This is a genomic window from Idiomarina sp. H2 (assembly GCF_004364275.1).
GTDB classification, from domain to species: domain Bacteria; phylum Pseudomonadota; class Gammaproteobacteria; order Enterobacterales; family Alteromonadaceae; genus Idiomarina; species Idiomarina loihiensis.
The window spans coordinates 37,433-49,205 of sequence record NZ_SNZY01000007.1; the positions used below are offsets into that span (position 1 = coordinate 37,433).

At 46.8% G+C, this 11,773-nt stretch carries 8 protein-coding genes; 1 reads left to right on the top strand and 7 read right to left on the bottom strand.

Annotated elements, in window-relative coordinates; all coding sequences use genetic code 11:
• Positions 1–36: 36 nt before the first annotated feature.
• From astE to DET62_RS10075, 5 genes are all read right to left on the bottom strand, one after another.
• Entirely contained in the window at positions 37–1,068 is a 1,032-nt protein-coding gene (astE, locus tag DET62_RS10055; RefSeq protein WP_110013811.1) for a succinylglutamate desuccinylase, read from the bottom strand.
• 9 nt (positions 1,069–1,077) lie between these two features.
• Entirely contained in the window at positions 1,078–1,788 is a 711-nt protein-coding gene (locus DET62_RS10060; protein ID WP_110013812.1) for a DUF599 domain-containing protein, read from the bottom strand.
• 131 nt (positions 1,789–1,919) lie between these two features.
• Positions 1,920–5,096 (bottom strand): efflux RND transporter permease subunit, encoded by a 3,177-nt coding sequence (locus tag DET62_RS10065; protein WP_110013813.1) that lies wholly within the window; start codon positions 5,094–5,096, stop codon positions 1,920–1,922.
• Positions 5,097–5,101: 5 nt separating this feature from the next.
• Complete coding sequence (locus tag DET62_RS10070; RefSeq protein ID WP_011234920.1) at positions 5,102–6,331, bottom strand: efflux RND transporter periplasmic adaptor subunit; 1,230 nt, start codon at positions 6,329–6,331, stop codon at positions 5,102–5,104.
• 120 nt (positions 6,332–6,451) lie between these two features.
• Complete coding sequence (locus DET62_RS10075) at positions 6,452–8,419, bottom strand: monovalent cation:proton antiporter family protein (RefSeq protein WP_011234921.1); 1,968 nt, start codon at positions 8,417–8,419, stop codon at positions 6,452–6,454.
• A 167-nt stretch (positions 8,420–8,586) separates the two neighbouring features.
• Between DET62_RS10075 and DET62_RS10080 the strand changes: the two genes are divergently transcribed.
• Complete coding sequence (locus tag DET62_RS10080) at positions 8,587–9,492, top strand: GGDEF domain-containing protein (protein ID WP_110013814.1); 906 nt, start codon at positions 8,587–8,589, stop codon at positions 9,490–9,492.
• On the opposite strand, the gene tilS is transcribed toward DET62_RS10080, so the two are convergent.
• Together tilS and accA are read right to left on the bottom strand one after the other, a co-directional pair.
• Positions 9,458–10,804, bottom strand: coding sequence for a tRNA lysidine(34) synthetase TilS (gene tilS, locus DET62_RS10085; RefSeq protein WP_110013815.1), 1,347 nt, complete (start codon positions 10,802–10,804; stop codon positions 9,458–9,460). The genes DET62_RS10080 and tilS overlap by 35 nt on opposite strands.
• Before the next feature lie 6 nt (positions 10,805–10,810).
• Positions 10,811–11,767: an acetyl-CoA carboxylase carboxyl transferase subunit alpha gene (gene accA / locus DET62_RS10090; protein WP_110013816.1), complete on the bottom strand. Its 957-nt coding sequence runs from the start codon at positions 11,765–11,767 to the stop codon at positions 10,811–10,813.
• Positions 11,768–11,773 lie beyond the last annotated feature (6 nt).

Consider the following 11,773-nt stretch of genomic DNA (forward strand, 5'->3'; position numbering starts at 1 on the left):
GTCTTAACAAAGTTCGGCAACTTAGGCTCAATAATTTCAGACTAAATCGAGCGACTCTGTGGGTACTCTAACCACAGTTAATAACGCCCGGTGCCCCAGCGCCACTTTGGCATTAGGGAAAATAATATGTTCGCCGTCATGCTGCGCGTAACATGCCTTGTCACCATCCCAGGCCAGTAGCTCCCCTTTATTAAAAGAGGTGAAGTTAGCCACATCATCCGCAAAGTTTAGCTCAAAGTCAGGTTGTGTGCGGTTAATGGTTTGCGCTTCTCTGAACACATAGTGTCGTTCTGGTTCAAAGGGACCGAAATCCAGCTCAGTTTGCGAAATTAAGTTGCGTAATGTGCTTTCCGCTGCGGCAAACTTAGTCCTGTCATTTTCGCCAAATGCACGGACTTTACCCAGCTCAACGGTAAACGCATGGGCATTAAATTGGCGTGCGCTAAAATATGAAAATGTCGTTGTCGGCGCCTGATTTAATAATACCGTATCAACACCACAAGACAGCAAAAACTGAAGCTGTTGGCGGCTGTAAGGTGCGCCGTGAGTGAACGGATAAACCGCAAATTTCTCACGTTTTGAGTCGCGAATAGCAGTATGTAAGTCATAATGAAAACGTTCGCGGGGTCCTTCCGGAGCCAATTGATAAAAACGCTCCACATAGCTTTCTATCTTTGCTGCGCGCTCGCGTTCTTTATTTTGCGTACTGCCTTTACTGTGCTCACCACTAAACAGCCGGTTCATATTTTCTTCAACAAACCGCTCACCTTTGTTTATTGAGGCGGGGTTTGCAATTAAAAACAGCGTGCGGTGCGTTACTGTCTGTTTTTCATTAATAATGTCATTAATGATATCCCGGCATATTTCGATAGGAGCCGTTTCATTTCCATGCACCGCACAGGATAACACAATATCCTTGTGTCCCGGATTAGCCGGTGAAACTTCTAACACTCCGCTATCCCAGACCGACAGTTTAGTGCCATTGCCCAGTGTTAAGTCATGGCTCTCGCTACAACCCCACTCATGTTCACGAGTCCAGGCCAGAAAATCAGAAAATACCTTATTCACAACCTTCTCCTATTTTTTTCCCGGCACATAGCCTTTCGTTGCCAACAATTCACGTAATACTCGTGAGCGATATTCACGACGATAAAGCACTGCGACCACCACAGCACTTGAAGCAATTAAGATGACGGGATGCAGAAACCAGGATAAATAGGCCAAAGCAAAATAATATGTGCGCAGACCCTTATTGTACTCATGCCCGGACTGATCCAGTACTTTTGCTGCGTGCATAGCAAAACGCTGACGCTCTTCTTCCGGTTTATTGCCCTGGTGATACTCGACCGAGGCTCCCAGCAGGACGGACACAAAACCGAACTGACGAATAGACCAGGTAAACTTAAAAAAGGCGTAGATAAAGATAATGGCTAATACCGACAGCTTAAACTGCACCAAAATAGAACTGGTAGCGGGACTCATCGGAATTTCATTTAGCACCAACACAACTTCATCGGCATGTGCTAAGACCGTAATAACACCGGCCAAAACTAAAATGGTAGAGGAGGCGAAAAAGGTGACAGTTCTCTCGACATTGCCAATAAGTGACGCGTCAGCAACTTGATTTTCTTTGTGCATGACAGTGGTAAACCAGTCAATTCTTAACGAGCACAGAATACTCGACAAACAATGCGTGGTTCGGGCTCGTTTGCGGGCAAACAATGAATAGCCTATCCAGCAGAAAAAGAAAAATAGCAATGCGGCAAGATCAAGAAGCGACAGCAACATGTCAGGGTTTCCTCTGGAGTGTTCGGTTATTAATAATTTAACAGTTTAGAGTAATTAGTTTACCAGTTTATGACTAACCATACGATAAAGCCGGAGACTTAGCTCCGGCTTTCTTTCATTTCCTCAGACACTTAGTAGTGCTCCAGTGCCTCTTTGGTACTCATATCTTTAGGTTCAGGCGGCGTTGCCAGCCCATACCAGGACAGCATGGTACGCATCCCTCGCTTAGTATCAGCCAAAATCAAGTACAAACAAGGTATTAACAACAAGGTAATAACCGTTGCGAAAATAATACCGAAGGCCAGTGATATTGCCATTGGTATCACTATTTTAGCCTGCAGACTCTTCTCCAGCACTATCGGAAGCAAACCGAAGAAAGTCGTTAACGAGGTTAAGGTTATTGCGCGAAAGCGACGACAACCGGCATCCAGCACCGCCTTACGTAAATCCGTTCCCATCTCCCGGGCCCGGTTAACGTAGTCGACCATGACCAGACTGTCGTTCACCACAACCCCGGCTAACGCAATAATACCAAACAGGCTCAAAATACTGACCGGCATACCAATAACCCAGTGTCCAATAATTGCACCAATAATACCAAAGGGTATCACCGACATAATTATCAGCGGCTGACTATAGGACTTCAGCGGAATGGCCATTAGTGCGTAGACCGCAAACATTGCCAAAAAACCGCCAAGAGCAAGAGAGCCTGTTGCTTCAGCTTCATCCTGAGTCGCCCCCTGGAGTTGGAAGTTAACACTAGGGTACTTATCCAGAATTGGTTGGATTTTTTGTTCACGAACTTCATTTACAACGCGGAAAGGTTCTACTGTATCTTTATCGACCCGCGCACGAACGTTCACTGAGCGTTGGCGGTCAATACGGGTAATGGTGCTATAACCTTCAGCGAACTCAATATCAGCCAATTCTGTAAATGGAATTTCAGAACCATCAGGACCACGCAGCTTCATATCCTGCAAGTTGCCAACGGACTCACGCTGGTCACGGGGGTAACGAACCATGACTTTAACTTCTTCGTCGCCTCGCTGTATGCGCTGGGCTTCAGCACCGTAGAAGGCATAGCGCACCTGAGTAGCCAGTTCAGCCAGATTAATCCCCATAGCAGTCGCTAACGGTTTGGTCTGCAGAAGAATTTCTTCTTTACCGTCGCCAAAGGTATCTTCAATATCGAATACCCCGTCATAGTCGGCAAGTTCCAGCTTAAGCTCATCAGCTGCGGCTTTCAGTTCATCCAGGTTTTCACCGACTAACTGAAACTCAATATCAAAGCCACTACCGCCACTCATGCTTCCCTGGAAATTAAGGGCTCGCACTCCAGCTAGTTCGGGAACAGCTTCACGCCATTGGTTCACAATTTCAAACCCGTCTATCTGGCGGTCTTCACCTTTTTTCAGTTCTACAAATACCGTACCGGAAGTATTGCCATCCATCCAGATATTGGTATGACGGACAACGGCTTCACCGTCGTTTTCTTTAATCCGACTGTTCACTTCGTTGAGTGACTTTTCCACGCTGTTCAGGACTTCAATGGTGCGAGTTTCTGAGGTGCCGGGCTGCATCTCCACATTCGCCTGAATAAAATCGCTAGGAATATCCGGGAAGAAAACCCAACGTACAATACCGCCACTCATAAGACCGACCATCAGAATCAGCATACCGACAAAGGTTGCTAACGTTGTATAACGGTAGTGCAGACATTTTTTGAGGAACGGTCGATAGTAATTATCTACGAAAGACTTAATTGCATTCGCGAATTTATTGCGAAAACGTTGGAAAGCGTTGGCTTTTTCACCTTTCTGTTTGGAATATTTCATATTAGCGATGTGCGCTGGCAATATGAGTTTTGACTCCACTAAGGAAAAGGCCAAACAAAGAATAACGACCCAGGCAATAGACTCCCAGATAGCCCCCATACCTCCTTCAACCGTCAACATGGGCACAAAGGCAACCATAGTTGTTAGTACGCCAAAGGTGGCCGGCATTGCCACACGCTTAGCTCCGGCAATAACGTTATCGATACTTTTACCGTTTTCCTCTATTTCAGTATAAGCACTTTCTCCTATGACTATCGCGTCATCCACCACTATCCCTAACACGAGTATAAAGCCGAACAGCGATATCATATTAATTGAGATATCAAACATCGGCAGCGGCATTAACGCAATGGTGCCTAAAAAGCACACCGGAATACCTATCATGACCCAGAACGCCAAACGCAGTTGTAAGAATAACGACAACATAAGGAAGACCAACAGCCCGCCCATCCACATGTTGTTCATCATTAAGTCTAAGCGGCCTTGCAGGTAATAAGACGAGTCTCCCCATTGTGCTACCTGAACGCCGTCGGGCAGCTCTTCATTTTTTCTTTCCGTATAGCCCCGGACGTACTCTGCTATTTTAAGATCGTTCTGATCGCCCACTGACTGTACGCGGACAAAAGTTGCCGGTTTACCGTCAAAGCGGGTATACGACTCTTCTTCAATAAAACCGTCTTCTACTTTGGCTATATCACCCAGAGTTAAACGCGTACCGTCAGCACGGCTTAATAAAACAATTTTCTCAAACTCACCGCCAACATAGGCCTGGTTATTGGCACGCAGTAAAATGTCACCGTTAGGGGTCTTTATTGAACCACCAGCAACATCAATTGAGGTTCCGCGAACCGCGTCAACAATTTGTGAGAAGGTCAGTCCGTAGCGTTCAAGATCCTGCTGAGAAATCTCAACCGAAATTTCATAATCACGGTCACCAACCACCTCAACTTTGGTTATGCCGCCGACAGTCTTGAGCTCATCTCTGACTTCCTTCGCCAGCTCTTTACGGGAGCGCTCATCCAGGTCGCCATAAACCGACATCCAGATAACTTGTCGCTGTGGTCTTACCCGATAGATATTCGGCTTCTCGATTTGCTGAGGGAAGTTAGGAATGGCATCTACCAGCATTTTCACCTCGTCCATGACAACTTGCACGTCATAGTCAGGTTCAACTTCCAAAGTGACACTACCGCCGCCTTCGCGCGACTGAGAGGTCATCTCTTCGATACCATCAACATCCTCAATGGCATCTTCTATCAGCATAATAACGCCCTGCTCCACTTCCTGTGGTGCAGCACCGGGGAAAGGTACCTGGATACTGATAATATTCAGTTCAATTTCAGGAAACATTTGCTTGCGCACACTAAATACCGATAGTGCGCCTGCAACCAGAATAATGATCATCAATAAATTTGCGGCTACCGAGTTGCGTGCAAACCACGCAATCAGACCGGTTTGTTTTTCAGTCGTCATGATGTTTACCCGCCTACATTTTCAGAGTCTTCGGCTTTTTTCTCACCGTTTTCATCTGTTTTAGCCGTTGTTTCCATTTGCTCTGGCAGTGGGTCGCCGGGCAAACGTACCTTCATACCCGGTAACGCATTCTTCAGCTGCGTCAGCACCACTTTATCTCCACTTTCCAGTCCGGAGCTTATAAGGCTTGTATTGCCCTGAGTTCGCACAACCTCAACATCACGTTTTTCCAGCTCGCGACTCTCAGGAACAATCCAGACAGACCCATCAGGATTCAGTGCATAGGTAGGAATTTCCATAACTCCCTGAGCCACAGTGCCCTCAACTTTAGCCTGCACGAAACGCCCATAGCGCAAAGGAATAGGATGTGTCTCTTCACCCAGATTGTAAGGGTCAGAAACTTCTACAACACCATAGATAACCCGGCTGTTTTCATCTAAAACGCCTTCTGTCCGAACCAGACGTCCCTGCCAGGTTGCCGACTCACCGGAAACCATAGATTCTAACTGCACTCGGGGCGCTTCTTCAGCAAGAGCCGGATCTAGAATATAAGTCATATCAAGGTCACTTAATGGCAACCGAACTTCTGCCGTACGGGTATCAAATACCAAGGCTATCTGGCTACCCGTTGAAACAAACTGCCCCAAATTGGCTTCTTTACTACGAAGTACGCTATCGTAAGGCGCTTTTATGGTGGTTCGCTCTAAATCACGCTCGGCTTTAGCCAGGTTCGCTTCGGCTGACTCTACCGCGGCAATGGCACTGGCAAGCTGCGGTTTGCGCAAGCCCAGTTCAGGTGCTTTCCCTTCTTTGAAGGCCGACCATTCTTCTTCAGCAACGCGGGCACGTGCTTTCTCTTGTTCTAACTCAGACTGGGCCTGCAACAAGTTAGCCCGGGCCTGTTGGACCGCAACTTCATAGTCAGACGGATCGACCTGAACCAGCATATCGCCTTTCTTGAAGAAACCACCGGCATGGTAATTCGCAGCGACATCAACAATTTGCCCGGTCACTTCTGCAACCAGAGTAGTGGAATGCTTTGGTTTTACCGTGCCCTGAGAATCAACAATAAACGTCATGTCACGAGGGCTGACTTCCAGAACTTCAACCATCGCAGCAGGTTTACTTCGCTCTTTTTGTTTTGGCGGCTCCGCAGACATGCTTGCAAGTATCGATAAAACGATAGCTCCAACAATAATTAACGGCGGAATAAAGGCTCGTTTTTTAAATTTCATTTTTTATTGTTCTCATAATTGGTTAACTCACAGCATTATTATTACTGTTAATAATGTAAAATGTTAGGCGTTAACTGTTGCCAGTTGTGTGATTCCGGCACTAAGTTGTAACTGACTGTTTCAGCCTTCCAGTAACCAACGTTCCGCGGCCTCAACATAACGCGGTTTACCCACCAGCAAGACCACGTCCTGCGGTTGTAACTCGGTATCACCATCGGGCTCCTGAATTTCCTCGTCGTCACGCCTTAAAGCTTTTAACTGTACCTGATGTTTTTCCCAGTCTAATTCATCAATGCGTTTGCCCGTCGCCCAGGCACCTTCAGGTAAGGTTAAAGCACGTAAAAACTCAAGTTTGTCAGCAAGTTCTGGCGTAATCTCAGTTTCATCCCCTTGAAAGAAGCCATGCATTTCACCGTAATGGTTGCGTCTTTCTTTATCCAGCCGCGCAAGAATACGGCGTATTGGAATACCACTGCGGCTAAGCACATGAGAAATCAGCATTAAGCTCGCTTCCAGTGTGTCTGGAACCACCTGAGACGCTCCGGCTTCCTGTAACTGAGTCAATCTTGTATCGTCACGACTCCGTACAATAATGTAGGCATCAGGGTTTAACTGGCGAAGCTCTTTTAGTACTTCGAGAGCGCGCAGGTCATCGGCGAAACTGATAATAATCAGATCGACACTCTCGGCTCCTACCGCACGTAAAATATCTTTTCTGGCACTGTCACCAAAGTAGACCCGGGCACCACCGGCAACGGCTTCCTGAACTCGCATGGGGTCATTATCGACAGCTATATGAGTAATTCCCTCTGCGTCTAAAAATCGACTCATGGTTTGCCCAACCCGTCCAAAGCCGCAAATCAGTACCTGGTTCTCCAGCCCTTCACTACCGGTTGTTCGTTGCTGTTCAATATCGACCAGAGGATCAGGGTGGCGAACAACCAGATTCACTAAAGGTTTCAGACGGTGGATAACAATAGGTGTTATCGCCATACTCAACACACCAATACCTATCATACTGGTGACAATCTCTTTGCTCAGTAATCCATGGCTGCTAGCCAAGGCGACAATGACAAAGCCAAACTCCCCCATTTGAAATAGTGAAATACCACTGCCCCAGGCATCCTCATCCCGCTCGCCCATAAAACGTGCTACTGAGCTAATCAACGCAATTTTAATCACGGCCATTACAATCAAAGCCAGCAGTATCCAGTGAAAATTCTGGACGAAGCCGTAAAGCTGAAGCTGCATGCCTATGGTAGTAAAGAACAAGCCCATTAAAATATCGCGAAACGGGCGAATATCGGCTTCCAGCTGATGTTTATACTGGCTTTCCCCCAGCATCATTCCGGCTAAAAAAGCACCTAATGCCATAGAAAGACCAAAAACATGAGTCATACCACCGGCAACCAGTGCGACCAGAAGCGTCGCCAGAACAAACAGTTCATCGGTTCTTTGCTTGGCTATTTCTTTGAACAAATAAGGTAAGACCCATTTGCCTATTGTCATTAGTACAGCAATAACGGCGGCACCTTTCGCCAGAGCCAGTAATAAGGTGTAGCCGATATTACCGTTATCGGAGGCCAGCAAAGGAATAATAATTAGCAGTGGCACCACCGCTATATCCTGGAATAGCAAAATGGCGACACTCATCTGCCCGCGACGGGTTGACGTTTGTGCACTTTCTTTTAATTGCTTGATAACAACCGCAGTAGAGGACAAGGCCAGCGCTCCGGCAATAGCCAGAGATGCAGCCCATTCATCCAGCCAGATAAAGCCGATAAGCAAAAAGATTAACAAGGAGCCAAGAACCTGAGCCGCGCCTAACCCGAATACCCATCGCCGCATGGCGATCATCTTAGGTAAAGAGAACTCAAGCCCCAGCGAAAACAGGAGCAAAACAATACCCAGCTCAGCCACCAGATGATAATCATCCGGGTCAGCTATCCAGCCCATAACATCCGGCCCGGCAATAATACCGGCAACCAGGTAGGCTAAAATTGCCGGCAATTTCACCCTTCTGAAGAGCCAGACAAGAATAACGGCAACCGCTAATAAAAGCAGAAGGCTGGAAAATGTACCGTTCATTCATAAACTCCTGGATTTCTGTGTTTTTATGAGTGTCAAAATAGTAACACTCTTTTGTTTCAGAAAAACTATCTCTTATAACGTTTTGTAAAATATAGCTTTTCTATTCTTGGCCTAATATTTGCAAATAAATTTTCAATTATCAAATTCAGGCAAAAAGGTTTGTCATGCTAAACAGAGCTGTAGCAAAAACTGAGAGTAAGGCAACTGAGAACAAAACTCAGGCAATTATCAGTCAATTAACCTCATCGGCTGACTTGCAAAGCAAATCAACCCCGTTAACTGAACGGTTGCAGACATCTCTCGATTTGCATCAGGTATTATCTATTTACGCAGATTACATGGTTCAGCGTTTACCGGTAAGTGCCCTGCAATTTATCTCTGATGACCAAATTATTAATTTGATTGGCGACTACGAAAGCCTTGAGAGCGAATACTCGGTAATGCTTTATGCCGATAAAGAATACTTAGGACAAATGGTTTACCAATTCAAACGTCAACCATCCTATGTGAATAAAGTGCGTCTGGAACAAATGCACCGACAGCTGACTTTCCCTCTGCGTAACGCTATAGAGTTTTCGCGCTTAAGAAAAGTTGCGATACGAGACCATTTAACCGGCCTTGGCAACAGAGCCTTACTGGACGAAACGCTTGAGCACATCAGTGCACGTTTAAAGCGCGATAGTAAACAGTCTCATATTGTCATGCTATTGGATATGGATGGCTTTAAGAAAGTCAACGACCGTCATGGGCACCAGCAAGGTGATGAAGTACTAAAGCTCTTTGGTAATTTATTGCAACAGCAACTGCGCGATACGGATAGGGTATTTCGCTATGGTGGCGATGAATTTGTATTAATACTGGAAAACACAAGGCCCGAACAAGCAGATGACGTTTTTCGGCGTATTCGGGACGCGCTTGATAACGATATTAGCCTTGCCACTTTCAATATTGGCGTCAGCGCTGGTAGCCTGGTTATGGAGAGCTTTCATAGCCCGCAGGATATTATTGATGAAGCCGACAGACGCCTTTACGCCGCTAAAGTAACCGGTAAGAATCAACACCTGAGCTAACCCAGTTTGGCTCAGGTAACTTAAGGCTGTCGAATTCTGTTTTCTCAATAACCTGGTAGCTGAACCAGCCAAGTCCGGCTACCCACACGTACTGAGCGTTCAACTCAAGTATTGGTCGTCGGGCTCTTAACCACGGCGGAATTCCCGCCTGCTTCAGCCAGTCTTTCAGTTTTTTGCGCCCCTGACGTCCGGGTTTTGCCAGTTTTTCTGAGGTTAACGAAAAGGTTAATCTCAACTCATTATTATTTGTCAGCAATGCATCTGGCACGCTTAATTTTCCCCATTCACCCAAATTGACATTAGCCTCAGCTAACCAACAATCTTCAGGTAACTGGCCGACATTGTTGTCGCACCATAATGCGTATTGAAAGTAGCGCACACTGTAGCCATCACACTGAACCTGCATTTGGCTATCGTCTGTTGCGCTTTGAGCTTGTAACCGAATTTGCTCCAGTTGCTCGTAACTGGGCAACGAATATTTTTGTTCCTGCAGCCAGGTTCGCAGTAACGCTCGCTGCATAGCCGCAGAATGCTCCCTCAGCAAACTTAAAGGAAAGTGACTCTTGTGCTTCTGCGCCTTATGCAGCTTTTCCTGCAAGAGTTCATCCATCACCTGCTGTTGCTCGGCACAAAGTTTTGCTGACCTCAGCACGCTATTCCCAAACTGAGGCCAACGCTGCTCTAATAACGGCACCACTTTATGCCGCAAAAAATTCCGCTCAATACGGGTATCATAGTTCGTATCGTCTTCAATCCAGGTTAATTTCCGTTGCTGCGCGTAGCTTAAAATGTCTTCTTTACTCACTCTAAGCAAAGGCCGGCAGAGACGACGGCGGCCAACCCAAGGCTGAATAGCAGCCATTGAGGATAAGCCTTTTGGCCCGCTGCCGCGTTTTAATTGCAAAAAAAAGGTCTCGATCTGATCATTGCGGTGTTGCCCTAACAGCAATACCGCATCATCCTCAGTCAGCTCGGCCATTCTCCGGTAACGGCTTTCACGCCCTGCGGCCTCTTTGCTTTGGCGGTTTTCTATTGGGACATTAAGCGGTTCAAAAACCGTTTTTACACCATAGGCCTTAGCAGCATGCTCAATAGTCGACGACCAGTCAGCTGAACTGGGGTGAAAACTATGATCTAAATGAATGGCTAAATACTGATACTGAGGGTTCTGCTGACGAAAGCGCATCAGTAAATCGAGGATAGTTTGCGAGTCAGCCCCGCCACCAAGGGCAGCAACTAATTGCTGCCCCGGCTTTAATGCAAGAGACTCTAAGCTTTCACAAAACAGGTCGTAAAGACCATCTTTCATCATTGGTAATTAGCAGTAACCAAAAGACATGAGTTTACGATAACGCTGGTCCAGCAATTCCTCATGGCTTAAGCCCTGTAAGCTTCCTAAATCAGCAATCAGCTGACGCTTAAGGCGTACCGCCATTTCTTCCTGATGGCGGTGTGCGCCACCTAAAGGTTCAGGTATCACAGAATCAACCAGACCCAGCTCTTTACTCCGCGCTGCGGTTACGCCCATAGCTTCTGCCGCTAATGGCGCTTTGCTGGCACTTTTCCACAAAATAGAAGCACAACCTTCCGGAGAAATAACCGAGTAGGTACTGTATTGCAGCATATTAACGCGGTCACCGACGCCAATAGCCAGAGCACCACCAGAACCACCTTCTCCAATAACAGTACAAACAATAGGAACGGTTAAACGAGCCATAACTTTCAGGTTACGTGCAATGGCTTCACTCTGACCGCGCTCTTCCGCACCAATTCCCGGGTAAGCTCCAGGTGTATCAATGAAGGTAACAATTGGCATTTTAAAACGCTCGGCGGTTTGCATCAGGCGTAGCGCCTTACGATAACCTTCCGGCTTGGGCATACCAAAGTTACGACGGATCTTCTCTTTGGTTTCACGGCCTTTTTGCTGGCCTATAACCATAACCGGAGTGCCGTCTAAACGCGCAATACCGCCAACAATCGCCTCGTCATTAGCAAAAGAGCGATCACCCGCCATTTCGTCAAACTCGGTGAATATCATGCGAATATAGTCAAGCGTGTAAGGACGCAACGGATGACGCGCCAGCTGTGCAACCTGCCACGCACCTAAATCAGAAAAGATTTTCTCTGTCAGTTCCTGACTCTTGGTGGTCAGTCGCTGCACTTCCTCTTCTAAGTTAAGATCCAGTTGCCCGCGGTTGCCAACAGACTTCAGTTCCTCGATTTGCGCTTCAAGTTCCGCAATAGGTTGTTCAAAATCCAGAAAATTAAGGCTCATTCGCTG

What these genes read in the sequence shown, in the direction of transcription:
- accA (WP_110013816.1), bottom strand. Translation starts at nt 11,767, where the DNA reads ATGAGCCTTAATTTTCTGGATTTTGAACAACCTATTGCGGAACTTGAA.
- DET62_RS10075 (WP_011234921.1), bottom strand. Translation starts at nt 8,419, where the DNA reads ATGAACGGTACATTTTCCAGCCTTCTGCTTTTATTAGCGGTTGCCGTT.
- DET62_RS10070 (WP_011234920.1), bottom strand. Translation starts at nt 6,331, where the DNA reads ATGAAATTTAAAAAACGAGCCTTTATTCCGCCGTTAATTATTGTTGGA.
- DET62_RS10065 (WP_110013813.1), bottom strand. Translation starts at nt 5,096, where the DNA reads ATGACGACTGAAAAACAAACCGGTCTGATTGCGTGGTTTGCACGCAAC.
- DET62_RS10060 (WP_110013812.1), bottom strand. Translation starts at nt 1,788, where the DNA reads ATGTTGCTGTCGCTTCTTGATCTTGCCGCATTGCTATTTTTCTTTTTC.
- DET62_RS10080 (WP_110013814.1), top strand. Translation starts at nt 8,587, where the DNA reads ATGCTAAACAGAGCTGTAGCAAAAACTGAGAGTAAGGCAACTGAGAAC.
- tilS (WP_110013815.1), bottom strand. Translation starts at nt 10,804, where the DNA reads ATGATGAAAGATGGTCTTTACGACCTGTTTTGTGAAAGCTTAGAGTCT.